Source organism: Corallococcus sp. AS-1-12 (assembly GCF_020036995.1).
GTDB lineage: Bacteria > Myxococcota > Myxococcia > Myxococcales > Myxococcaceae > Corallococcus.
This window is the reverse complement of record NZ_JAIQDD010000003.1, coordinates 473,818-497,112: the sequence shown is the minus strand read 5'-3', so window position 1 is coordinate 497,112 and position 23,295 is coordinate 473,818. Positions and strand designations below refer to the sequence as shown.

The window sequence follows — 23,295 nt, the reverse complement described above, 5'->3', positions numbered from 1 at the left end:
GGGACCGTAACAGAGCCTGACTCAGGCATCGAGAGGAGAAACGGGACACATGGAACTCACAGGATCCCAGCGCGAGCGACTGCATGAAGCGCTGCTGAGTACTTTTCATACCGAGCAACTATTGAAGCAGATGGTGCGGTATAAGTTGGACCGCAAGCTGGCGACGTTCGCTCGCGGCTCGTTGGGCGAGCAAGTTTTCATGCTCATTGAGCAGGCCGAGGCGCAGGGGTGGCTCGAAGACTTAGTACGAAAGGCCCATGAGGCCGAGCCTGGTAATTCGAAACTCCATGCCATCCACGCGGAGCTTCTGGGCTCCAGTCCGCATGATCAGCAGGCCAGTACCCAAAACGGAGCCGCGAAGAGAGAGTTCCAGGAGCGCCGGGTTGTCATCCTGACCGCACTTTCCGTGGAATACCAAGCCGTTCGCGCCCATCTGACCGACCTCCGTGATGAGGTCCACCCTGCGGGGACCGTTTATGAACGGGGCCAATTCCTTGCCGCAGAGCAGAGCTGGTCCGTCCTCATCGCTGAAATTGGGGCGCAGAATGACACTGCGTCCTTCGAAGCCGAGCGGGCCATTCAGCATTTCACTCCCACCGTAGCATTCTTTGTTGGGGTGGCTGGGGGCATCAAGGACGTTGGCCTCGGAGACGTGGTGGCCGCCACCCGCGTGTATGGCTACGAGTCGGGCAAAGCAAAGGTGTCATTCGAGCCCCGGCCAGATGTAGGAGAGAGTAGCTATGCCCTGGAGCAGCGGGCCCGGGCGGAGGCTCGACGGGAAGACTGGTTGGCGCGGATTCAGGGCGGCCACCCTGGAGTGAGGCCCTGCGCTATCGTCGGTCCCCTCGCAGCAGGAGCGAAGGTCGTGGCGGATACGCGCTCGGAGGTCGCCCAATTCCTGCGGGCGCAGTACGGGGATGCGTTGGCTGTCGAAATGGAGGGACGCGGCTTCCTGAGGGCGACCCGAGCCAATGCCAACGTCTTGGCACTGGTGGTCAGGGGAATCTCTGACCTCCTCGACAACAAGCAGGCGGCTGATGAGGCCGGCTCCCAACAGGTAGCAGCTCGCAATGCCGCCGCCTTTACCTTCGAGCTACTCGCGAAGCACCAGAACTGAGCGCGGGCAAGTACTCGCTGGCCTCATCGTGACGGGCGGCTGGGACTCGTAAGGTCTACGGGATATGTACGATAGATGACGGCGCGTAGAGCTGGAATAAAATGCCGGCTCACGCTCCGACCCGGAACCAAGTGAAGGACTCCTCGCGCACGCGGCCCTCCGCCGTCAGCTTCTCCAATGACGCCAGAGCGCTGCGCTCCGCCACCGGGTGCATGAGCGGTGGCGTGTCCGCGTAGGCCGTGGCCACCACCTCCGCGAGCGTCGCGCCCGACGCGGGCACCGCCTCCAGGATGAGGGCCTCGCGCTGGGCGCGGTGACGCAGGTACTCGTTCAGCTTGCCCGGGCCGTCCGGCACCGGGGAGCCGTGCGCGGGGTAGAGCGTCGTCACGGGCCAGTCGCGCAGCCGCTTCAACTGCGTGAGGTACTCCGCCATGTTGCCCTCCGGCGGGTCGATGACGATGGAGCCCACGCTCGCCACCATGTCCCCCACGATGGCCGCCTTGCTCCGCGAGTCCACCAGGCACAGGTGGCCGCGCGCGTGCCCCGGCGTGTGCAGCACGTGCCAGCGCTGCACCATCGGTCCGTCCAGGTTCAGCACCTCGCCGTCTTCGAGCAACCGCTCCACCGGGAAGTCCAGCCGGTCCGCCGTGCGCGCGTGGCACCAGAGCGGGATGCCCAGCCGCTCCTTCACCGCGAACGCCCCGCCCACGTGGTCGCCGTGATGATGCGTGAGCACCACCGCCACCGGACGGGCGCCCTCCGCCTTCAGCCCCGCCACCAGCGACAGGAGCTTCGCGTACTGCTTCACGTCCGACGAACCGGGGTCCACGATGAGCAGGTCGCCCGTGCCCAGCACGTACGCGTTCGTGTGCGTCGCCGGAGGCAGCGTGGGCGTCTCCAGCGCCACCACGCGCACGCCGCGCTGGAACTCGATGCGCTGGGCCACGAAGCCCGGGCAGTACGGCGGCGTGCACAGCTTCGCGCGCGCGTCCGCTTCGTCCGTGAACCCGGACAGCACCTGCAACGCGTGCTGCGCGGGCGGGTGCAAGAGCGCCGTGCCGTCGCTCCAGCGCGACAGCGCGTCCTCCGGGCGGATCCACGCGCCTTCCGTCAGCTCGCCGGGGATGATGCTCGCCGCCGCGCCCTCCGGCAGCTCCACCAGGTAGAAGCGCGTGTCGAAGCGCACCGGGATGGCCGGCGGCGTCACCCAGCGCCCCGCGGGCTTGAGGTCCTCCGCGCGCAGGGACAGCGTGTGGCGCGTGAGCCACTCGCTCCACTTCACCGTGCCCGCGAGCAGCGCCGCCCGGCCCTCCTCCAGCGCCTCGGGCGTCAGCGCGCGCGCCCCTTCCGCCACCAGCACGCCCGCCTCCTCGAACAGCTCGCGCGCCGCCGCGGAGCGCAGCGCGGCCTCCTCCTCCTGGGCGCCCTGCACGGGGACGTCGTGGTCGTCCTTGTCCAGCTTGCCGCCGGGGAAGGCCTGGAAGCCGCCCGCGAAGGCGAGCGCGCGCTCGCGCTTCACCCAGAACACCTCCACGCCGGAGTGCGCGCGGCGGTAGAGGATGACCACCGAGGAGGGCCGGGGCTCCACGGGGGTGTGGGGCGCGAAGAGGCCCATGCCGGGAAGGGGCTCGCTCATGGTTGCACCGTCGTCCTTCAGGATTGCGTCGTCTGGCCGAGCAGCCGGCCCATCATCTCGCGCGCCCGCTCCGCCTGGTCTGGCCGGACATAGAGCCGCGTCAGTCGCACCGCGCCACTGTAGCGCTGGTAGAGCGGCGTGTAGCGCGCCACCTCCGTCAGCCGCCCCGTGGACACGTCCAGGATGAAGAGCCCCGGGTTGCCGCCGCCCCCGGAGGACCCCACGTACTTGCTGAGCGCCCCCTTGGACTGCACCGTGTAGTGCTCGAAGCCGCCGCTGGTGAGCGCGCTGCTGAGCACCTCCAGGTCGTAGCCGGTGTCGCGCTCCGTGAACTGCGCCAGCAGCTTGAAGCCCTGCCGGCGGCTGATGCGCTCCGCCCACCGGTTCTTCGAGCGGCGCAGCGTGTACCAGAGCGCCGCGTCGTCGCAGAGCAGGAAGGACTCCGGGTCGTGGGGGATCTCGAACTCGCCGGGCGTCTCCTCGTAGTACCGGCGCAGCATGTGGTCGAAGTTCACCGACGTGTGGTGCAGGTACACCGACACGAACATGTGGTAGCGGCTGAGCAGGAAGTCCTCGAACGCGAACGCCGCCGCGCGCGACAGGGCCAGCACCGCGCGCCCGTCCTTCACCGCCGGGTTCAGGTTGGAGACGATCCAATCCATGTCGTACCGGCCGTAGTTCACGCCCGTGTAGAACGAGTCGCGCAGGAGGTAGTCCATCCGGTCCGCGTCCAGCTCACCGGAGACGATGGCGCGCAAGAGCGGCGTCCAGTCCACGCCCTTGTAGGTGAAGCCCGGGTCCTTGGGCGGCTTCGCGCCGGTGATCAACGCCACCGCCGCCATGGGGGTGATGCCGCGCGGACCGAACTCGCGGTGGATGACGTCCGTCAGCGAGCTGTCCAGCAGCAGCTTCGCCGTGTAGTCCTCGTGGGTCGCCTGCTCCCCTTCCGCCACGGAGTCCAGCCAGCCGGGCAGCCGCAGCAGCGACCGCCGGGGCGCGATGCGCTCGGACGCGTGCGACAGGGGCATGTGCCCCAGGTCATGACAGAGCACCGCCAGGCGCACGGCGGTGCAGAAATGTTCACGTACATCGTCCGGCAGCTCGGAGCGGCCCGCCACGGCGTTGAAGACGCGCGAGGCGACGTACATGGCGCCCAGGCTGTGCGCATGGCGCGTGTGGGTGGCGCCGGGGAAGGCCATGTCCCCGAAGCCCAACTGCCGCACGTAGCGCAGGCGCTGGTAGAAGCGACTGTCGATGACGGCCTTCTCCGGGTCGCTCACCGGGATGACGCCGTGGATGGGGTCGCGAATCCGCATGTCGTCCTTGTCGGGACCTGAAACCGGGAGTGGCCGGTTTCCGCTCCAACGGGTCACCCACCGTAGCGCATACCCCGGCAGGCGGTAGCCCCGTGAGGGACCGACCAGCCACCACGCCACAGGCTGGGAAGGTCCGTGGGGACGTGCTAACCCTCGGGACACTCCGAATGCACATCATCCTGCTGCACAATCGTGACCACGACCTCCTCGAGGACGACCCGGGGCGCGAAGCCCGCGAGGACGTGGTCCGGGTGGCCGAGAGCCTGGCCCACGCGCTGAGCCGGGACGGCGTGAACGCCGAGCCGCTCGCCATCGAAGGAGACAAGCTGGACTTCGTGGAGGCCCTGCGCTTCCTCCAGCCCGACCTCGTGGTGAACCTCTGCGAGTCGCTGGCCGCCGACAGCCGCGGGGAGATGGCCGTGCCCTGCCTGCTGGACGCGCTGGGCCTGCCGTACACCGGCTCGTCCGCCCTGTCGCTGGGCCTGGCGCTGCACAAGCCCAAGGCCAAGGACGTGCTGCGCGCCCACGGCGTCTCCACCCCCGCCTCCTTCGTGGTGAAGAAGCGCGAGGACGCCCTGGCGGTGGACCTGCCCTGGCCGCTCATCGTGAAGCCCGCGCGCGAGGACGCCAGCGTGGGCATGGACTTCGACTCCGTGGTGACGGAGCGCGCGGCGCTCGTGCGGGCGTGCGAGTCCGTGCTGCGCACCTTCCATCAGCCCGCGCTCGTGGAGCAGTTCATCCCGGGGCGTGAGGTTTACGTTCCGCTGCTCGGCAACAGCCCGCGCCAGGCGCTGCCGCTCACGGAGATCCACTTCGGTCGCGCGTTCGAGGACCGGCCGAACATCGTGTCGTACCGGGCCAAGTGGGAGGCGGAGTCACCGGAGTACCGGGACTCGCCCACGGGGCCCTGCCGGCTCGACGCAGTGCAGGAAGCGCGTTGCATCCAGACGGCGCTGGAAGCATTTGCAGCGCTGGATTGCCAGGACTATGGACGCGTGGACCTTCGGGTGTCGCCCGAGGGTGTGCCGTACGTCATCGACATCAACCCCAACTGCGACCTTCACCCGGGCGCGGGGTTCGCGAAGGCGGCGCAGGCCGCCGGCATGGACTACGCGGCCCTGGCCTCCCGCATCGTGGAGGTCGCGCTCGAAAGGACCCATGGAAATCCGCACGCTCGAAAGAAAGGACCGGGAACCGCTCGCCGCGCTGATCCGGCGAATCGAAACCTTCTCGCAGGAGGAGCAGGACTGCGCCATCGAGCTGGTTGACACCGCGCTCACGGCGGGCAACCGGGACTACACCATCCTGGTGGCGGACCGCGGGCAGGACGGCGGCGGTCTGGTGGGCTACTGCTGCTACGGCCCCACGCCGATGACGGAGAACACCTTCGACCTGTACTGGATCGCCTCCGCGCAGGAGGTCCGGGGCCAGGGCATCGGCGCGGGGCTCGTCTCCGCCATGGAGGCCGACCTGCGCCGCCGCAAGGCGCGCATCATCCGCGTGGAGACGAGCGCCACGGAGGCCTACGGCCCCACGCGCGGCTTCTACGCGTCCATGAAGTACGGCGAGGAGGCGCGCCTGCGCGACTTCTACAAGCAGGGTGACGACCTCATCATCCTGACCAAGCGCCTGTAGTCCTCCCCAGGAGCGAGCAGATGCCTTCCATGAACCGACCGATGCGACGCACCCGTCTGGGATTGTTGAGCCTGCTCGCCCTGCTGACGGGGGCGCCCTCCGCGGCCTGGGCCCAGGCCCCCGCCCTGAAGAACCAGGTGAAGGCCGCGGCGGCCAAGGCGCAGGCGAAGGCGCCCCAGGCCCCGCAGGCCCAGGAGCAGCTCTCCGACGCGCTGAAGGCCCCGCGCCCCAAGGGCGGCGAGTACTTCGGCCTGTACCTGATGGACAAGAAGGTGGGTTGGTTCTTCACCGACCTGACGGTGCTGCCGGGCAACAAGGCCCAGAGCATCAACGAGCTCATCTTCAAGGCGCAGGTGGGCACGCGCGTGTCGGAGCGCGTGCACCGCGAGGTGCGCGTCTACGAAGCGAAGCCGGGCGGCAGGCTGCTGTCCTTCACCGTCACGCAGAAGGGCGACGGCGGGGACAACGAGCTGGTGGGCACGGTGACGGGTGACACCTTGCGCGTGGTGCGCAAGCGCCCGGGCCAGCCGGATGAAGTGCTCAAGCCCCTGCCCGCGCCGAAGGAGACGATTGAGGACGCGGACCAGGCGCGCGTGGCGCTCCTGCGCGGCCAGAAGGTGGAGGGCGTGGCGCTGGACGGCACGGACCTGGAGGGCTACCGCACCGTCACCACGGTGGAGGCCCCCGAGGAGCAGATGCTGGGCGGCGTGAAGGTGAAGCTGTCGCGGGTGAGCACGCTGTCGGACAAGGAGAAGGTGCCGGTGGCGGCCTTCCTGACGACGGACGGCAAGATGGTGCGGGTGGACTTCGGCCAGACGATGCAGGCGCGGGCCGAGTCCGAGTCCGTGGCGAAGCGGCTGGACCTGGTGGAGGTGTTCGGCCTCACGCGCGTGGTGCTGCCCAAGCCCCTGCCCGCGAAGGCGCGCGAGGTGCCCGGCCAGGTGAAGCTGGTGATGAAGAACCTGCCGGAGAAGTTCCAGCGGGACACGTACCGGCAGAAGTACCAGCGGCTGCCGGACGGCCGCGTGGAGGTGACGCTGCTGGCGGCGCCGCCTTCGCCCAAGGGCCGCGTGGCCCGGCCGGTGGCGGACCCCGACGGCGGGGAGAACCTCAAGTCCACGCTCGCGGTGGAGGCGGACGCGCCGGCCATCAAGGCGCAGGCCAAGAGCATCATCCGCGAGGAGAAGGACGCGTACACGGCGGCGCGGATGCTGTCCGCGTGGGTGTACAGCAACCTGCAGAAGGACTACGGCGCCAGCGCGGACCGGGCCACGGACGTGCTGCGCCAGAAGAAGGGCGACTGCACGGAGCACTCGCTGCTCACGGTGGCCATGCTGCGCGCGTCCGGCATCCCCGCGCGCCGCGTGGACGGCGTCATCTACATGGTGAACTCGGACGGCGTGCCCGCGCTGTACTGGCACGAGTGGGTGGAGGCCTACGTGGGCGAGTGGACCCAGTTGGACCCCACGTTCAACCAGCCCGTCGCGGACGCCACCCACTTCTACGTGGGCTACGAGGGGAACGCGGAGATCACGCCCCTCATCGGTTCGTTGCAGGTCACGGACGTGAAGTAGTCACGGTGCCGCGTCCCCCGGGCCCAGGTCAGTGGCCCGGGGCCGCCACCAATCGCTCCGCGAGCAGGCCCGCTTCGGTGATGGGCCGCTCGCAGACGAAGCCGCGGCAGAGGTACGCGGCGCCCTTGCCCTCCACCGGGTCGCGTCCCGCGAAGAGCTCCTGGAGGCGCGCGGGCGGAGTGGCGCGGGTGTCGTGCCAGCCGAAGGAGAACACCGGCGCGTAGGTGCGGTTCGCGGCGGCCAGCAGCGGAGCCACGGCCTCGCGGGTGCCCGCGAAGGTGACGCCGGACGCGCCGTCCACCAGCGAGTCCGCCGCGAGCCCCAGGTGGCCGTAGCCCATGGGGTTGCGCACGAGCTGATCGTGCAGCTTGGCCACGTAGTGCTCGGGCTGGTCCAGGTGGCACACGTCGCCGGTGAGCGCGGAGAGCGTCACCTGCGCCTCCGTCAGCGTGGACGCGCCGGACGGGAAGGCGTTGTCGAAGAGGGAGAAGGCCGCCACCACCAGGTCCTTCTGTCCCCGGGGCGCGGACAGGTACGCCTGCTTCTCCTCGTCCCAGAACAGCTCCACCGCGCGGTGCGCGAGCGCGTCCGCCGCGTCCAGGTACTTCGCGTCGAAGGTGGCCTGGTAGAGCGCGGTGAGGCCGGAGGCGAAGTCGCCGTAGTCCTCCAGGAAGCCGTCGATGCGGCCCTGGCCGTGCTGGTACGAGCGCAACAGCCGCTTGCCGTCCCACATCTTCGCGAGCACGAAGTCCGCCGCGTCCGCCGCGAGCTTCGCCCAGTCCGGCCGGTCGAACACGCGCGAGGCCAGCGCGAGCCCGCGGATCATCAGCCCGTTCCAGCCCGCCAGAATCTTGTCGTCGCGGCCCGGCTTCACGCGCTGCTCGCGCAGGAGGAAGAGGACGCGGCGCGCCTCCGCCAGCTCCTTCTCCACGGCCTCCACGGGGCGGCCCTGCTCCTTCGCGAGCTGCTCCACGGGGACCACCACTTCCAGCACCGTGGCGCCGTGCTCGAAGTTGCCTCCGGGCTTGATGCCGAAGTGGCGCAGCACGGTGTCCGCCTGCGGGCCCACGGCCAGGGCCGCGCGGACCTCCTCGGGGCGCCAGACGAAGAACTTCCCCTCCTCGCCTTCGCTGTCCGCGTCCTGCGTGGCGTAGAAGCCGCCGGCCGGGTCGGTCATCTCGCGGCGGACGTACTCGACGGTCTCCTCCACGACCTTGCGCCAGAGCGGCCGTGACTCCACCTGCTCCGCTTCCGAGTACAGGTGCAGGAGCTGGGCGTTGTCGTAGAGCATCTTCTCGAAGTGGGGCACCAGCCAGCGCTCGTCCACGGAGTAGCGGTGGAAGCCGCCGCCCAGTTGGTCGTAGATGCCGCCCAGGGCCATGCGCTCCAGCGTGCGGAACACCGCGGCCTTGAGGGGCTCGCCGCCGCCGCGCCGCCACGCGCGCAGGAGCAGCGCCACGTTCATGGGGTTGGGGAACTTGGGGGCGCCGCCGAAGCCGCCGTTCACCGGATCCATGCGCTTCAGCATGGACTGGCCCATGGCGACGATGTCCTCCGCGGACAGGTGCGCGGGCGCGGCGTCCAGGCCGTGGGTGGACAGCTCTCCCAGGCCCTCCTGGAAGCGCCGGGCCTGCTCCTCGATTTCGTCCGCCTTGTTCTCCCACGCGTCGCGCAGCGCGGAGAGCAGGCGCGGGAAGCCGGGCCGGCCGTAGCGGTCCGAGGGCGGAAAGTAGGTGCCGCCGTAGAACGGGCGCAGGTCCGGGGTGAGGAACACGGTGAGGGGCCAGCCACCGCCCTGCCCCATGAGCTGCACGACGCCCTGGTAGATTTGATCGAGGTCGGGGCGCTCCTCGCGGTCGACCTTGATGTTGATGAAGCCCTCGTTCATCAGGCGCGCGATGTCGGGGTGCTCGAAGGACTCGTGGGCCATGACGTGGCACCAGTGGCACGCGGAGTAGCCCACGGACAGCAGGATGGGCTTGTTCTCCGCGCGGGCGCGGGCCAGGGCTTCCTCCCCCCAGGGGTACCAGTCCACGGGATTCGTGGCGTGCTGGCGCAGGTACGGCGACGGCTCCCGGGCCAGACGGTGGGTGTGCCCAGAGGGGGGATGGTCATCCATGAGGTACTCCCGGTGTGCAGCGGCTTCGCGGTCCTTCACATTGTGAGCCTGGGTTCGCGGGGGCAAGCTGAAATGGCCTCACTCCCCGCTGGCCAACGGCCCTCCGGTGAGATTTGTCAGGGGGCGTGCGTGCGTCCGCCCCCTCCAGCCCCGGCCCGGGAATGAAGGCGTGTCTCGTCCTGGTGGGGATGGGCGTGGGGGTGCGGCTCGCGCTGGCGCTGGGAACGGACGTCTACTTCGACGAGACCTATTACTGGCAGTGGGCCCGGCATCTCGCATGGGGATATTTCGACCATCCGCCGATGGTGGCGTGGCTCATCGCCGCGCTGGGCATCCGGGGGACGGCGCTCCTCTGCGGGCTGGGGACGGGCGTGGCGGTGTGGGGGCTGGCGCTGGACGTGTACCGGTCCAGGGACGCGGCCTGGAGGGCGGTGGCGCTGTGGAGCGCGGTGCCGGTGGGCATCCTCTCCGGAGTCTGGGCCACGCCGGACTCGCCCATGTTGCTGTTCTGGGCGCTGGGGTTGTGGGCGCTGTACCGCGAGAAGTGGGTGCTGGCGGGGCTGACGTGTGGGCTGGCGCTGCTGTCGAAGTATCCGTCCGTGCTGCTGGGCCTGGCGTTCATGGTCGCGGCGTTGAGGGCGCGGCGGCTGCCGGCGGGGGCGTGGCTGACGGCGGGGCTCGGGCTGTTGTGCTTCCTGCCGGTGGTGTTGTGGAACGCGAGCCACGACTGGGTGGGCTTCAAGTTCCAGTTGAACCACGGGCTGGGCGGGCGCGGAGGGTGGGCGACGTTCGGAGAGTACGTGGCGGGGCAGTTCGCCATGGGAGGGCCGGTGGTGTTCCCGCTGGCGCTGGTGTACGCGGTGCGAGGGCCGAGGGAGCAGTTCCTGCTGCGCATGGCGGCGGTGATTCCGCTGCTGTTCTTCGGCTACGCGGCGGCGAAGACGCGGGGTGAGGCGAACTGGCCGGCGGCGGCGTACGTGGCGGCGTGCATTGGCGTCGCGGGGATGCGGCCGGTGTGGCAGCGGGCGGCGGCGTGGAGCGGGATGGCGGTGGTGCTGGCGGTGACGTCGCACCTGTTGTTCCCGGTGCTGACGTTCGAGCGGGACGTGGTGCTGGCGAGGACGCACGGCTGGGGCGTGCTGGAGCGGCTGAGGACACCGGAGCAGTTGTTCCCGGGCATGGCGCCGGGGCCCACGGCGGTCTACGCGCCCACGTACCAGTTGGCTTCACAGGTCGCGTACACGGCGGGCGTGGAGACGGACACGGTGGGGCCGGCGAGGCGCAAGAGTCAGTACGACCTGTGGCCCGAGCTGGAGTTGAAGCCCGGTCAGGACGTGCTGTGGTGTTCGGAGAACGGCGTGGCGCCGCCGGAGGAACTGGTGCAACGCTTTGGCGCCGTGGAAGGGCCTGTGAAGCTCACGGGGGTCTTCCAGGGACGAAGGCTGCACACGTTCACGGTGTGGCGGCTGAGGATGTTGAGCTCCGCCGTGCAGCCGTAGCCCGTCCTCACCAGTCCTGAGCCATTGGTCTATAGTCGCTGCACGCCTTCCTGGGTTGCCGGACATGGACCGCAATACCAAGTTGATACCACGGGCTTGGCGTACAGAATCGGAGCGGGTTGTCCGATTCACGGAGACATCTCTTGCGCCCGGATAACCCGTCCACGGGGCCACGCTCCAGAGAGCGCATAAGTACTCGCCAGCTAGCAACTGGTCGCTCATCGCATTGTCCTCAGCGGAGAAATACCGCGCCCGTCTGTCGTAAAAGCCTTCGCCACAGCCATCGAATCACTTGGGCTAGTCAACCTATAATCAATACAACATAACCATGTTCCAGCTCACACAAAGGGCTTCAGGGACGAGCATCTCCTTCAGCAATCCGTATTCCTTCACATATGGTCCAACCCTCTTTGCCCCCTATCAAACGCTACGGCACCATTATCGTAGACCCCCCCTGGCCTGAACAGGGTGGGGGACGAATCAAGCGCGGCGCGGATCGTCACTATCCGCTTATGTCACTGAAGGACATCACTGCACTGGGCCCCAGGATCCAGGCTATCGCTGCGCCTAACTGTCACCTCTATCTCTGGACGACCAACAACTACCTCATCAGGGCGGGAGCAGAGGTCCTTCCGGAGTGGGGATTCTCGTACATCACCTGCATCACATGGGAGAAGGAGGGGATGGGGCTTGGGCAGTATTTTCGGGGCACGACCGAGCATGTCCTCTTCGCTCGCAGAGGGCAGCCCCCCTACCGCCGCCTCGCCTCTGGGAAGAGGGCCCAGGGCAAGACTGGCTTCACGACCCAGAAGGAGACCGTCCAGAGACAACTTGAGCGAGACGGCGCGTGGTTCGTACAGCGGAAGGCCCGTCACTCCGAAAAGCCGAGCATAATCCATGAATGGGCAGAGAAAGTGAGCCCAGGCCCATACATCGAATTATTCGCGCGCTCAATTCGCGATGGATGGGATTGCTGGGGCAACGAAATTCCATCCAATGTGATCTTTTGAATCGAGCATTTGCGGCCCCGCCCCTATGCGCACTTCCGACCTGTTGCCTCTCTATTTCTTCCGACGGATCATCGGAGCCGTTGGAGGCACCTGGGCTCGCTCAGCCTCATACCTATCTCTACACCGGACATAGCGGGCCGCGTTGGCGTGTCCCGTGCTTTCCGAGTGATTGAGTTCGCGACACCTCTGGCACCAACTCTGTATCCCGTCCGGGTGGTTTCCGGATACTCGCTGAGGCGTTGTGCCAAATTCAGGAGGTTGTCGGAACACATGATGAGACTCCGTACTCCCTGAGCAGTTTGGGCAAGACTTGAGCAACTCCCTCTCGCTCATAATGCTCAATCTCAGGACCTTGCCGCAGTCGTCACAACGCATACCCGTTCCAGGCAGCTCGTTCGCAGTTGGCATGAGTCAAACGGTAGGTCAGCTCTCGCTCTTGAGTCCAGGTGGGTAGCAATTCACCTTGGGCATCAAATCGGAAGATGCATGCATGACTGGCACACATCGGCAGATTCGGTTCCTCACTACAGCCAAAGCTGAGCTACGCATTGGGGCCCAGAAGTGACATAGCGCGTCATCAGCTTGATTCCAGAGCCACCAGCAACTCCACGCTTCGAGGAGCATGAACAGCCACCGGTTCTTCGTAGATGCGAGAGCAGGAGTCCTGCACTTCTTGGACGGAGTGAAGCCACAGCTTGGCTATTTCACTAACGTCATCAACCTGCTCCATCGAGAATCGTAGATGGAGCGCATATGAGGACAGGCGCACTCCGGGGACAGATCCCTCCCAATAGAGGCATGCGAATTCCCATGCATTGAGGTCCTTCTCAGGGATTCTTCCCCACTTCCCCTCGCCCTGATGCATTACACCGCGCACGCGAGCACCCTGCGCCTATCCTTGGGTCCGGAGCCCGCCACGTACCAGCTTGGTCTCAAGTGGAGGCGCGATATCTTCTCAAGCAGTACGTCCATCGCCTTCCGCCTGTTCTCCATAGGGATGGCACGCACCCTACCGCGCTCAATGAAGAATCCGCTCCGGCACGAAACCGGGGGAACAGCATCTCCCCCGGCTTCGTGGCTCATGTCAGGGGCAGAGGGTGCCTTCGCGGCGGCACACGCGGTCGCCGCAGAAGCAGGAGTAGCCCGACTGGCAGGGGCCACACTGGGGCGGCGGATTGGTGCCACCGTAGTAGCCCTCACCCGTCACGGTCGCGGTGGCGAGCAGCGTGGTGTGCGCCCGGCCCGAGTAGAGCTTGAACGCGAAGGTGTTGCCCGCGGTGATCCATGGCGCGGCCTGACACAAGTTGTCGCCCCGGGCGAAGAGCACCTCGGACTGGTTGTTCACGCTCACCCAGACCTCTCCCTCGGAGATGCCGCTGACGTCGAAGCAGACGTTCGTCGTCCCCGTCTGCGTCACATCCAGGTTGATGCGCACGTTCGTGGGCGTCGCGCTGATGGTCCCCGTGATGGGATCCGGCTTGTAACAGAGGGTCTCGTTGTAGCCCCAGGTCGTACACGGATAGCCCATCGTCGTGCAGTACGAGGAGCAGTACTGATTGAGGATGGTGTACCCGGACGGGCAACTGAACACCGGCGCTCCACAGATGTAGTAGGTCGCGGCGTTCTCCTGCGTAGCCAGGGACTCGCCCCCTTCCTCTGCTGCGTCATGCATGTCCGGGCCCGAGCAGGCCAGGGCCAACGTGGCGATCATCAATGACAGGATGCGCTTCATGGACATCACTCCTCGTACGGGTTCGAGAGACGAGGAGCAGACCATGTCCAAGCCACTCAACCAACACCCAAAGTGAAGGCGCACATCAACATGACGAAGAGGAACGCGAAGTAGCTCCGGGCCGCCAGCCGTCCCGAGAGCGCGCGGGGCCGGCGGTTCTTGAAGAACAGCGTCAGGTTGATGACCGCCATTCCCAAGGGCAGCAGGAAGAGCCAGCCCCTGGTCAGCCACAGGTAGAGCCCTGACGCTCCGGCCATCATCGCGAAGGCAATCACCGCGCTGGCCATGGAGCCCACTTCGTCGCTGTAGAGCTTCTCCCCTGGCTTCGTCGTCCCCGGCCACGCCGTCTTCCGCATCACCTCCCAGTGCAGGTACAGGAAGACCATTCCCAGGATGGCCAGCAGCCCGTTTGGATTCAGGGGCCTCCCCGTGCGCTCCGCGTGCGCCACCCAGACGTAGAGGCCGTGGCCCACGTGGAGCTGGATGGCGATTCCAATCATCAGGAACATGCTGCGCTGGTACGCGACCCAGTGCTTCTCCAGTGCCCAGAGCACCAGCGCGTGCACCATGATCCCCAGCAGGATGGCGGCCCTCACCCACGACACCGCCAGATTCGCCCCCAGCAACACGGCCGCGTTGAGCCCCAGCGCCACGTACAGGTCCCCGAAGCTGACGTCTCCCTTCGCCAGGCCCCGGTTGGGGTTGTGGACGAGGTCGTATTCGTAGTCGCGCAGCTCATCCACGATGCGCATGAAGTAGCCCACGCCGAAGATGCTCAGCGCGACGTGCAGCAGGTCCGGAGAGAACTTCAGCCCCCCTCCCCCGTCGAGCACTCCGAACATCCCGTCCAGGCTCACGCACCAGAGCGAGATCACCAGCAGGTAGAACAGCGGCGGGTAGCGCTGCACCGAGAAGCGCAGCGTCGCCCTTGCCCGCTCCATGACGGTCCTGCTCATGCCGCCACCAGCGTGACCGTCCCCGTGGAACCATCCACGCGGACCCTGGCCCCATCCGGAATGCGCGTGGTCGCGTTCGCCACGCCCACCACCGTGGGGATGCCGAACTTCCGGCCCGCGATGGCCGTGTGCGACAGCATGCTGCCGCGCTCCACCACGATGCCTCCCGAGGCCAGCATCAGGAACAGCCAGCCCGGGTCCGTCTCCTTCGCGATGAGGATGTCGTCCTTGCCCAGCGTGCCCACCGCTCCCGGGTCCAGCACGATGCGCGCGTTCCCCTCCACGATGCCCGCGCTTGAACCGATCCCCTTGAACAGCGAGGCGTTGTCGCTCGCGGCCTCCACGACCCTCGGGATGCCGTCCGCCACGCTGCCCACCGTGGTGAAGTCCCTTGGCGGCTGGCGCTCCTGGTTCTCCTGCTGCTCCCTCCGCCGCAGCCTCGCGAGCTCGCCCAGGCTCCTCGTGACGCTGCGACCTTCGAAGTGGTCCAGCACCTCGCGCATCGTGAGGTAATGCACGTCCAGCGGTGCATCCAGCACGCCCCGCTCCGCCATCCGCTGACCGAGCGCCGCGAACACCTTCTTGCTGAATCCGAAGAGCTGGCCTCGCCAGAACCGGCTGTCCTCGCGCAGGCCAATCACCGTCCTCAGCCCCGCCAGGAGCTGCTCGATGGCCAGCTTCCGCAGCGGGTGCCCCTGGAGGAGCGTGGCCAACTGCGCCTCCGCCTCCGTGCGCCTGGCCCTGTCCGACGCCCTCAACTCCTCACGCGTCACGGACGTGCGCGCGTAGGACTGGACGACTCGCACCAGGTCCCAGGGCGTGTCCCGCAGGTTCGGGCGCTCCACGTTCAGCTCCTGCACTCCCCGGTCTCCGAACTCGTTCAGGTGCTCACGGAAGGCTCGGGCGAACGCGGGTGGCACATCCCCGGCGTCGATGCTCCGCCAGAGCGACTCCGCCTCCCCTGCGTCGAAGCGCTTCGCCAGCGCCGGGTCCGCGCGCACCATCTCCGCGAGCGCCACCGCGGAGAGCAGCGCGTGGGTGCCCGCGTCCGGCTTCGCTCCGCACATCAGACCCACCAGCAACGCGCTGGGATCCTCCCCTGTCCACTTGAGCAGCAGCCTGCGCGCCAGGCCGAAGCACGTGTTGATGTACCAGTGGTTGATCAGCGTCAGCCCCCACCAGTTCCCCACCTCCGTCCAGACACGCCGGAAGTGATGGATGAGGACCAGCGGGTCCTCCTTCTCCACCGGCAGGGCCCGGAGCCCCGCGAGCGTCCGCTTCCACCACGCTTCGAACGCTTCGAAGTCCCGCTGGAACGTCGCGGTGACGCTCAGCGCTCCCAGCGCCGAACGCCCCAGCGCGTACGCGTAGCTCGCGGTGCTGGGGAAGCTCTCACGGTGGCCCGGCAGCCGGATGACCAGCGAGGCGTCCCGCTGGAGCACGTCCTCCAGGTCCCGCATGGACGTCGCCGCGATGAACGGGTTGATGCCATTGACGTGCATCAGGTTCGACAGCGAGTGGTAGACGCGCCCGTCGATGAACCCCAGCATGTTCTGGAACGCGGGCGTCTGGTCGTGCAGGACCCTCGCGTCCGCGCCCTTCATGCGGCGCAGCAGGTCGTAGAAGATGACCTCGTAGAAGTAGCTGGCCAGCGAGTACGTCAGCGGCGTCGTGACGCCCGGGAAGCTCTCCGAGACGTTTCCGCAACCCCACACACGGATCTTCCGGAAGTCGAAGGCGATGGGCCGCGCCTGTAACACGTGCAGCGTGCCGTCCTCCGTGAACGTACCCTCGATGTCCTGGGGCAGGCCGAAGCTGCGCTCGATGTCCTTCGCCAGCGCGGCCAGCCGCTTCAGCTCCTCGTCCGTGAGGCACGGCGCGTCCCGCAGGGGCTCCGGCACGGGGCGGCGGACCAGCTCGCCTCCGGGCTCCGGGTTCTCACAGAGCATGTCCGCCTTGTGTCCCAGCTCCCGGTCGATGCGGCCCGTCTCCGGGTGGATGAAGTAGTGGTCCACCCCCACCTTCTCCTGGACCACGCCCTCCCCGATGCCGTGCCCCGCGACCACCAGCGTGCGCCGCTCCGTCGTCTTCGGGTCGCACGTGAAGACCACGAACGAACGGCGGCCCGGAATCATCCGCTGCACTCCCACCGCCACCATCAGCCCCCGGACGTCACGTCCCTGCGCCAGCCGGTAGATGAGCCCCTCCGGCGTATAGGCGGAGGCCCAGCAGCGGCGGATGCGGTCCAGCAGCATGTCCCTCCGCACGTAGAGGAACGTGGAGCTCACCCCCGCGAACGGATCCGTCTCCGAGTCCTCGCTCTCCTCCAGTGCCCGGCCCACCACGGAGGCGCGCACGGCCACCATGCCCTCCTCGCCGAAGGTCCGGTCAAAGGCAGCCAGGAGGGTGGCTTCGCGCTCGGCGCCCAGCGGCACCTGGAGGAAGCGCTTCTCAATCTCCTCCGCCACGCGGCGGATGTCCTGATGCGACGTCCGGTCCACCGCCGTGGTGAGCCGGTCGATGTCGGTCTGGAGGGGCGCCGCCACCTCCTGGAACATCGTGGTGGTGAGGCAGAAGAACTCGGGGACCGGGAAGCCGTGCTTCGCCAGGTGCTGCTGGCGCGCGAACTTCTGGCCGACGTGTCGCGGGTCACCGGCCTCGGTCATCGAGACGAGCGGTTGGGGGGAAGGCATGACAGGGGATTCCTTCAGGGACGAAAGTCATTGAGCGCGCTTCGCAGGGCATCCACCGGGGACCTCGCCAACAGGTCCTCCGGCCCGAGCACCGCCGCGAGCCGCGAGACATCCAGACACTGTGAATGGACCAGCAACTCCAGACGTTCGGCCACCGCCCGGGCCCTCCGGCTGGGGACCTCCCGCATGAGTCGCGGCACCCACCCGGGAGCCCGGACCTTCACGAGCGGAGGAGGCAAACCCAGCCCCCGCCCCACCGTGCCCAGGAACTCGCCTCGCAGCAGTGGGCGTGAGTACGCGACGTTGAACGCCTGCTGTTCGGGGCGCGGCGTCTCCACCATCCGCCGCGCGAGCCTCCAGAGGATTCGCCCCAGGTCATCCACGTCGATGACCGAGCACCCCACCGCGTCGTGCCCGACCTGCACGCCCTGCTTCAGGAGCTTCACCATCGCGGGCAGGACGAACCGGTCCCCACGCCCGAGCAGGAAGCGCGGCCGGAGCAGCGCCGCGTGACGCCCCGTCCGGACCGCGTGCTCCGTGATGACGTCCTCGGCCGCCACGCGCGAGCGGGCCAGGGCGGTGACGGGCCGGAGCGGATGGTCCTCCTTCACGCCCCGGTGGGGCCCCGCGCCATAGACAGACATGGAGCTGCCGAAGAGGACACCCCGGCAATCCCCCGTGAGTCGAGACAGGAGCCGCCGCGTGCCGTCCACGTTGGTCCGCTCGTAGCCCGTGCCGTCCGTGTCCCGCTGCTTCGTGGCCAGGTGCAGGACGACGTAGGGATACGACGGGAACAACGCCTCTGGAATGCCGTGCAGGTCTCCCCGCACGACGTGCACGCCGTCTCCCCACTCGCGGCCGTCGGGCGAGCGCACCAGCGCGTGCACGGGATTCCCTCCGCGCTGGCGCAGGAAGGCCTGCCCCACCATGCCGGTCGCGCCCGTGAGCACGACGCCGAAGCCGCCTACCAGACCCATGGGACCAACCGCTTGCGGCTCGCCGCGTACTCGGCGTAGCCCGGGAAGGAGCCCAGCAGCAGCCGCTCCTCGTGCCGGATGCGCAGGAGGACCGCCGGGACGAACAGCAGCGCGAAGACGGCGATGCCCACGACCGCGGGGAACACCAGCAGGTAGCCCACGTGCGCCAGCAACATGCCGGTGTACGCCGGGTGCCGGAGCCTCCGGTACACGCCCTCCGTCACGAGCAGGCTCGCGTCCGGCAGCCGCACCCGGTGCGAATAGGCCTTCCCCAACGCGCGGATGGCCGTGAGCCGCAGCGACACCCCGGCGATGAAGCAGAGCAGCCCCACCGCTCGCGGCACCGGCCCCCACTCCAACGTGGGGAACGCGACCGCCAACAGGAGGGTCGCCAGGCGCCCTATCGCATACAGCTCCAGCGTGGCGCTGTCCCGCTCCGCGGTGGGCTTGCGCGTCTCCCGCAGCGTCACCCGGCTCTCCACCAGCATCCACGTCAGGTACAGGCCCAGCATCAGGGCCGCGATGGGCCGGCTGTCCTCCGGCGTGCGCAGCACCTGCCGCGAGCCCAGCGGAATCAGCAGCCCCACGCCCGTCACCAGCAGCAGCGTGGGCATCCAGCGGTGCAGACCCTTCATGACGCCGCCTTCGCGCTCACGGCGCCAATCAGCCCCGAGTAGCAGCAGATGTCCTCCTGCCAGCCCTGCACGGCGATCCACATGCGGTTGCGGCGCCCTTCGCTGCGCACCGGCTCCGCCCACTCCGGGAGCCGGAAGCTGGAGAAGGTGCGGATCACCACCGGCAGGTCGTTGCGCACGAAGCGCCGGAACTCCAGCGTCAGGCGCGTCATGATGAGCGACCAGTCCAAGGGCAGCCCCACGCCGTGGATGGCCGCGATGCTCGCCTGCCGCGCCAGCTCCGTGAGGAGCATCCCCTGCACGTGCTCGGAGGGATGGTCGAAGACGAACTCTGGCGAGTCCGTGAACGCGTTGAACTGATGCAGCGCCCCCACCCGGCACGCGTTGGCGAGCAGCACGTTCGCCGGGTCGCGCTTGTGCACGAGCACCGGGTCGATGCGCTCCAGCGGCCGGGCCTGCTCCGCCCCGGTGAAGGACTGTCGCCCCTCCGAGACGGGGTTGCGCACGGGGATGCGGGCCAGGAGCTCGGAGACGTTCTCCGGCGGTTCCTTCTTCCAGGGTCTCCCCACGCGCACGCCCACCGGCGTGGCGTCCGCCCACTCCGCCAGCGCGGGGAACCCGGCGGCGCGCTCGCCCAGGTAGAGGCCGCAGTGCTCTTGCAGCACGGCGGCCAGGAACTCCGCCTCCTCCACGTCCTTCACCGGGATGCGACAGGGGTGCTCGACCTCCGGCAGCAGGGGCTCCGGCACGAGCAGGAACGGGACGGCCTCCGGCGACGCCACCCGCAAGCGGCGCTCGGGATGACTGGGAACGGAATCCATGTCTGCCTTTCTCCAACCGAGGGGGAAAGACAGTCTAGGTATCGCGATGTCTCAACACGAGAACCGGGGAAGGCCCGTTTTTACGAGCCAGGGCACCAGACCCGGAGGGATTCGCGGGCCTGTCTCATGAACCATCATGACACGTCGCGAAATGAGTCTTGGATTGAGACGGCCGGTGCGGCCCCGGGCCCACCGCCCCTCGGGAGAGTCCGGTGCGCGGCGGATCCGCGCCTCCCGCTTCTCCCCACCACCGCCCAGGTAGAAGCACCTCCGCGCCCGAGGGCGGCGACCGGTGGTGAACAGATGCCCCTGGCATGGCGCCGGCGGTGCGCAACCTGTCGGACAGTCGGACAGGTCGCGGGTTGTAGCCCGGCGGGGGCGTGATGACGGTGCGCCCCCAGCGGGACAGTTGGCAGGCGGGCGGGCGTGGAGGGGCGGGCATGGGGATTGTCAGCGGTCGTGCGTGGCTTTCGGCGTTGTCGTTGGCGGTGGGTGCGGCCCCGGCGTTCGCGCGGGCCGAGCCCGCCCAGATGGATCCGGTGAGCGTGCGCCGCCTGGTGGACCTCACCTCCACGCCCCAGTTGCTCCCTGACTTCAATCGCCCCGGCGCGCAGGCCACGGCCGAGCTGAACGGACGCCTCTACTTCCTCGCCACACCGGGCGACGGCAGCGCCGGCCCCTACATCCAGGACCTGTGGGTGACCGACGGAACGCCCGCGGGCACCCGCTCCGTGCAGGAGGAGCTGCTGCCCTCCGGCGCGCGCATCGACCCGGGCTCGCTGCGCGCCACGCCGCACCGCCTGTTCTTCACCGCGACGTCGGCGGAGACCGGACGTGAGCTGTGGACGAGCGACGGCACGCGCGAGGGCACGCACGTCACGCGTGAGCTCAACCCGGGCCGGCTCGACGGCGTGGCCTTCCAGGCGCCCGTCTTCGTGTTCGGGGACTCCGTGCTCTTCGCCCCGGCGGGCATGGGCGAGACGGAGTTCGACCTCTGGAAGTCTGACGGCACCGCCGAGGGCACCGTGCCCGTCAAGGACATCTACCCGGGGCTCGCCACGGCGAACGCGAACGGCTTCGCGCGCGTGGGGGACACCGTCTTCTTCTCCGCGGAGACGGAGCAGGGCTTCGAGCTGTGGCGCACGGATGGCACCGAGGCGGGCACGGCGCTCGTGCGGGACCTCCACACCGGCGTCGGCGACTCCCTGCCGCGACACCTCACCGCCGTGGGCGACACGCTCTACTTCACCGCGGAGGACGCCACGCACGGCCGCGCGCTGTGGAAGTCGGACGGCACCGGAGCGGGCACCGTCCTCGTCCACGGCTTCAAGCCCACGACCACGGCGGGCCCCAGCGTCCACCACCTCACCGCGCTGGGCAGCTCGCTCCTCTTCCTCGTGACCGGCACGCCCGAGGGCATCGAGCTGTGGCGCACGGATGGCACCGAGGCGGGCACCCTGCCGGTGAAGACGCTGCCCCGGTCGATGCTCGAGGGGCCTCCGGGCGTGACGCTCGTCCCGGCGGGCAGCCGCGTCTTCGTGGTGGCGCGGGGCGCCGCCTCCGGTGACTCGCTGTGGGTGACGGACGGCACCGAGGCCGGCACCGTGCACCTCTCCCGGCCCACCGCGTACGGAGTGGAGTCCGTGCGCGGCTTCACGCCGTGGGAGGACGGGCTCGCCTTCATCGTGACGACGCAGGCGGGGGCGAGCGAGCTGTGGCGCACGGATGGCACCGGGGCGGGCACGGCCCGGCTGACGTGGCTTCCTTCAGGCAACCTGTCCGCGCTGGCCTCGGGGCTGGTGTCCTTGCAGGGGGCGCTGCTGACGACGGCCGGCGACCCGTGGACGCCTCGCGCGCTGTGGCGGATGGAGCGGGATGAAGCGCCGCCGACCTTCGTGTGCCCGGCCACCCGGGACGTGCCCGCCAACCGCCCCGAGGGGACCCTGACGCAGGGCCTGGCGCCGGTGCTGACCAGCGCGCTCGCGGCCACGGTGCGCACCACCCATCCGGACTCCAGCCTGCTGCCGCTCCACCAGCCCGTCCTCGTCACCACCCGGGCCGAGGACGCGACGGGCCGGCTCGCGTACTGCTCCACCGTGATGACGTCACGGGACCTGACGGGGCCCGCCATCAACGGCTGCCCGACGCAACTGTCCCTGGGCACGCGGTCCGCTCGCGGAGCGACCTTCTACTACCCGACCCTGAACATCCAGGACGAGTCGGGCTCCAAGGTGCTCGTCACCTACAGCCCGGAGAACGGCAGCATGCTGCCCCTGGGCACCACCCAGGTGAACATGACGGCGAAGGACGCGGCCGGCAACGAGACCACCTGCGCCTTCCCCGTCACCGTCTTCGACGGACAGGCCCCCACCGGCGCCTGCAAGGTGAGCGAGGTCCGCGTGGAGGCGGAGGGGCCCGACGGCGCGCACGCGTACTGGCCGGAGCCCACGCCCACCGACAGCATCTCCAGCAAGGTCACCGTCACCAGCACGCACGCGTCCGGGGACCTGTTCCCGCTGGGCCTCACCCGCGTGCAGGTCGTCAGCACCGACGACGCGGGCAACAGCACCTCCTGCGAAATCCAGGTGCGGGTGCGCGACTCCCGCCCGCCCGTGCTCACCTGCCCGCAGGACCAGACGCTGACCACCGCGGTGATGTCCGGCACCCGCGCGGCGTACCCGGACGCCACCGCCGCGGACGCCGTGTCCGGGACGGAGATCTCCTACAGCCCCGTCGTGGGCACGCCGCTCGCGCCCGGCCTGCACGCGGTGCAGGTCACCGCCATCGACGCGGCCGGCAACGCGGCGCTCTGCAACTTCCAGGTGACCGTGCAGTACGACCCGACGAGCGACATGCGGCAGGGCATGGGCTGCTCGGTGGGCGGCGGCCCGGAGTCGGCGGTGGGCTGGGCCGCGCTCGTCGCCCTCGCCTGGACGCTCAGCCGCCGTCTGAAGGACGGCAAGCCGCGCGCGTGAGCCATGAGCCGTGGCGGCGAGGGGGACTTCCGCTACAGTCCCCAGCGCCCCCATGGACCTCACCCTCTTCGTCGTCGGACTCATGAAGGTCGTCCTCGGCGGACTCGTGGCCGCGCTCGGCATCGGCTTGAGCATGCGCGGCCTGAGCCGCCTCCTGGACAGCCACCCCGTGGAGGAACTGCGCCAGGGCAACGTCGCCTCCGGGCTGGTGCACGCGACCAGCCTCGTGTCGCTGGGCCTGCTCGTGCAGCACGCGCTGAAGGCCACGGGCGACGCGGTGGACCTGGCGGTGCAGAACCCGCCCGTGTCCGCCATGTCGGTGCTCCAGTTGCTGGGCCTGGCGCTGGTGCACGTGGCGCTGTCGCTGGCGGTGGGCGTGGCGGTGCTCGCCCTGGGCGTGCGGCTGTTCGACAAGATGACGCCGGGCATCGAGGAGCTGGCGGAGGTGCGCAAGGGCAACATCGCCGCCGCGCTCCTCCTGTGCGCCTTCCTGCTGGTCATCGCGCTGCTCACCGCCCCGGGCCTCCAGGCCGCGCTCAACGGGCTCATCCCCTTCCCGCAGCTCCCCACCGGGGTGCTGCGCGCGCCCGCCTGAGCCAC

At 68.8% G+C, this 23,295-nt stretch carries 17 protein-coding genes; 8 read left to right on the top strand and 9 right to left on the bottom strand.

Annotated elements, in window-relative coordinates:
• Nucleotides 1-49: 49 nt before the first annotated feature.
• Entirely contained in the window at nucleotides 50-1,117 is a 1,068-nt protein-coding gene (locus K8556_RS06860; RefSeq protein ID WP_223739198.1) for an effector-associated domain EAD1-containing protein, read from the top strand.
• A gap of 109 nt (nucleotides 1,118-1,226) precedes the next feature.
• Here K8556_RS06860 and K8556_RS06855 read toward each other — a convergent pair whose 3' ends face one another.
• Nucleotides 1,227-2,753 carry an MBL fold metallo-hydrolase gene (locus K8556_RS06855; protein ID WP_223739197.1) on the bottom strand — a complete coding sequence of 509 codons (1,527 nt, stop codon included), beginning with the start codon at nucleotides 2,751-2,753 and terminating at the stop codon, nucleotides 1,227-1,229.
• A 17-nt stretch (nucleotides 2,754-2,770) separates the two neighbouring features.
• Entirely contained in the window at nucleotides 2,771-4,069 is a 1,299-nt protein-coding gene (locus K8556_RS06850; protein WP_223739196.1) for an HD domain-containing protein, read from the bottom strand.
• A 167-nt stretch (nucleotides 4,070-4,236) separates the two neighbouring features.
• Here K8556_RS06850 and K8556_RS06845 point away from each other — a divergent pair, with 167 nt between their 5' ends.
• From K8556_RS06845 to K8556_RS06835, 3 genes are read left to right on the top strand one after another with little or no spacing between them, the layout of a single operon-like run.
• On the top strand, nucleotides 4,237-5,337 hold the full coding sequence (locus K8556_RS06845) for an ATP-grasp domain-containing protein (RefSeq protein ID WP_223739195.1): 1,101 nt from the start codon (nucleotides 4,237-4,239) through the stop codon (nucleotides 5,335-5,337).
• Entirely contained in the window at nucleotides 5,228-5,704 is a 477-nt protein-coding gene (locus K8556_RS06840) for a GNAT family N-acetyltransferase (RefSeq protein WP_223739194.1), read from the top strand. Before K8556_RS06845 ends, K8556_RS06840 begins: the two co-directional genes overlap by 110 nt.
• 41 nt (nucleotides 5,705-5,745) lie before the next feature.
• Nucleotides 5,746-7,278 carry a transglutaminase family protein gene (locus K8556_RS06835; RefSeq protein ID WP_223739193.1) on the top strand — a complete coding sequence of 511 codons (1,533 nt, stop codon included), beginning with the start codon at nucleotides 5,746-5,748 and terminating at the stop codon, nucleotides 7,276-7,278.
• Nucleotides 7,279-7,306: 28 nt separating this feature from the next.
• On the opposite strand, the gene K8556_RS06830 is transcribed toward K8556_RS06835, so the two are convergent.
• A complete protein-coding gene (locus K8556_RS06830; protein ID WP_223739192.1) occupies nucleotides 7,307-9,397 on the bottom strand; it encodes a thioredoxin domain-containing protein in 2,091 nt (696 codons plus the stop codon).
• Between the two features lie 125 nt (nucleotides 9,398-9,522).
• On the opposite strand from K8556_RS06830, the gene K8556_RS06825 reads away from it, so the two are divergent.
• Both K8556_RS06825 and K8556_RS06820 read left to right on the top strand, forming a co-directional pair.
• Nucleotides 9,523-10,896: a glycosyltransferase family 39 protein gene (locus tag K8556_RS06825; protein WP_223739191.1), complete on the top strand. Its 1,374-nt coding sequence runs from the start codon at nucleotides 9,523-9,525 to the stop codon at nucleotides 10,894-10,896.
• Nucleotides 10,897-11,291: 395 nt separating this feature from the next.
• On the top strand, nucleotides 11,292-11,906 hold the full coding sequence (locus K8556_RS06820) for an MT-A70 family methyltransferase (RefSeq protein ID WP_223739190.1): 615 nt from the start codon (nucleotides 11,292-11,294) through the stop codon (nucleotides 11,904-11,906).
• A gap of 1,084 nt (nucleotides 11,907-12,990) precedes the next feature.
• Here K8556_RS06820 and K8556_RS06815 read toward each other — a convergent pair.
• Genes K8556_RS06815 through K8556_RS06790 form a run of 6 tightly spaced genes read right to left on the bottom strand, consistent with a single transcriptional unit; the run spans nucleotide 12,991 to nucleotide 19,720 of the window.
• Nucleotides 12,991-13,638 carry a hypothetical protein gene (locus tag K8556_RS06815; RefSeq protein ID WP_223739189.1) on the bottom strand — a complete coding sequence of 216 codons (648 nt, stop codon included), beginning with the start codon at nucleotides 13,636-13,638 and terminating at the stop codon, nucleotides 12,991-12,993.
• Nucleotides 13,639-13,694: 56 nt separating this feature from the next.
• The gene (locus K8556_RS06810; RefSeq protein WP_223739188.1) at nucleotides 13,695-14,594 is read right to left on the bottom strand and encodes a hypothetical protein; all 900 of its coding nucleotides are present in this window, start codon (nucleotides 14,592-14,594) and stop codon (nucleotides 13,695-13,697) included.
• Nucleotides 14,591-17,287 (bottom strand): PEP/pyruvate-binding domain-containing protein, encoded by a 2,697-nt coding sequence (locus K8556_RS06805; protein WP_223739187.1) that lies wholly within the window; start codon nucleotides 17,285-17,287, stop codon nucleotides 14,591-14,593. The genes K8556_RS06810 and K8556_RS06805 overlap by 4 nt, the downstream gene beginning before the upstream one ends.
• Before the next feature lie 14 nt (nucleotides 17,288-17,301).
• Nucleotides 17,302-18,264: an NAD(P)-dependent oxidoreductase gene (locus K8556_RS06800; RefSeq protein WP_223739186.1), complete on the bottom strand. Its 963-nt coding sequence runs from the start codon at nucleotides 18,262-18,264 to the stop codon at nucleotides 17,302-17,304.
• Nucleotides 18,252-18,899, bottom strand: a complete 648-nt coding sequence (locus K8556_RS06795) for an isoprenylcysteine carboxylmethyltransferase family protein (protein ID WP_223739185.1) — start codon at nucleotides 18,897-18,899, stop codon at nucleotides 18,252-18,254. Before K8556_RS06795 ends, K8556_RS06800 begins: the two co-directional genes overlap by 13 nt.
• Nucleotides 18,896-19,720 carry an AfsA-related hotdog domain-containing protein gene (locus tag K8556_RS06790; RefSeq protein ID WP_223739184.1) on the bottom strand — a complete coding sequence of 275 codons (825 nt, stop codon included), beginning with the start codon at nucleotides 19,718-19,720 and terminating at the stop codon, nucleotides 18,896-18,898. Before K8556_RS06790 ends, K8556_RS06795 begins: the two co-directional genes overlap by 4 nt.
• 440 nt (nucleotides 19,721-20,160) lie before the next feature.
• Between K8556_RS06790 and K8556_RS06785 the strand changes: the two genes are divergently transcribed.
• Both K8556_RS06785 and K8556_RS06780 read left to right on the top strand, forming a co-directional pair.
• Entirely contained in the window at nucleotides 20,161-22,695 is a 2,535-nt protein-coding gene (locus K8556_RS06785; RefSeq protein ID WP_223739183.1) for an HYR domain-containing protein, read from the top strand.
• Between the two features lie 52 nt (nucleotides 22,696-22,747).
• A complete protein-coding gene (locus K8556_RS06780; RefSeq protein ID WP_223739182.1) occupies nucleotides 22,748-23,290 on the top strand; it encodes a DUF350 domain-containing protein in 543 nt (180 codons plus the stop codon).
• The last annotated feature ends 5 nt before the right edge of the window (nucleotides 23,291-23,295 follow it).

Excerpts from the sequence above, each read along its gene's own strand:
- K8556_RS06860 (WP_223739198.1), top strand. The coding sequence starts at position 50 with ATGGAACTCACAGGATCCCAGCGCGAGCGACTGCATGAAGCGCTGCTG.
- K8556_RS06855 (WP_223739197.1), bottom strand. The coding sequence starts at position 2,753 with ATGAGCGAGCCCCTTCCCGGCATGGGCCTCTTCGCGCCCCACACCCCC.
- K8556_RS06850 (WP_223739196.1), bottom strand. The coding sequence starts at position 4,069 with ATGCGGATTCGCGACCCCATCCACGGCGTCATCCCGGTGAGCGACCCG.
- K8556_RS06845 (WP_223739195.1), top strand. The coding sequence starts at position 4,237 with ATGCACATCATCCTGCTGCACAATCGTGACCACGACCTCCTCGAGGAC.
- K8556_RS06840 (WP_223739194.1), top strand. The coding sequence starts at position 5,228 with ATGGAAATCCGCACGCTCGAAAGAAAGGACCGGGAACCGCTCGCCGCG.
- K8556_RS06835 (WP_223739193.1), top strand. The coding sequence starts at position 5,746 with ATGCGACGCACCCGTCTGGGATTGTTGAGCCTGCTCGCCCTGCTGACG.
- K8556_RS06830 (WP_223739192.1), bottom strand. The coding sequence starts at position 9,397 with ATGGATGACCATCCCCCCTCTGGGCACACCCACCGTCTGGCCCGGGAG.
- K8556_RS06820 (WP_223739190.1), top strand. The coding sequence starts at position 11,292 with ATGGTCCAACCCTCTTTGCCCCCTATCAAACGCTACGGCACCATTATC.
- K8556_RS06815 (WP_223739189.1), bottom strand. The coding sequence starts at position 13,638 with ATGAAGCGCATCCTGTCATTGATGATCGCCACGTTGGCCCTGGCCTGC.
- K8556_RS06810 (WP_223739188.1), bottom strand. The coding sequence starts at position 14,594 with ATGAGCAGGACCGTCATGGAGCGGGCAAGGGCGACGCTGCGCTTCTCG.
- K8556_RS06805 (WP_223739187.1), bottom strand. The coding sequence starts at position 17,287 with ATGCCTTCCCCCCAACCGCTCGTCTCGATGACCGAGGCCGGTGACCCG.
- K8556_RS06800 (WP_223739186.1), bottom strand. The coding sequence starts at position 18,264 with ATGGGTCTGGTAGGCGGCTTCGGCGTCGTGCTCACGGGCGCGACCGGC.
- K8556_RS06795 (WP_223739185.1), bottom strand. The coding sequence starts at position 18,899 with ATGAAGGGTCTGCACCGCTGGATGCCCACGCTGCTGCTGGTGACGGGC.
- K8556_RS06790 (WP_223739184.1), bottom strand. The coding sequence starts at position 19,720 with ATGGATTCCGTTCCCAGTCATCCCGAGCGCCGCTTGCGGGTGGCGTCG.
- K8556_RS06785 (WP_223739183.1), top strand. The coding sequence starts at position 20,161 with ATGGGGATTGTCAGCGGTCGTGCGTGGCTTTCGGCGTTGTCGTTGGCG.
- K8556_RS06780 (WP_223739182.1), top strand. The coding sequence starts at position 22,748 with ATGGACCTCACCCTCTTCGTCGTCGGACTCATGAAGGTCGTCCTCGGC.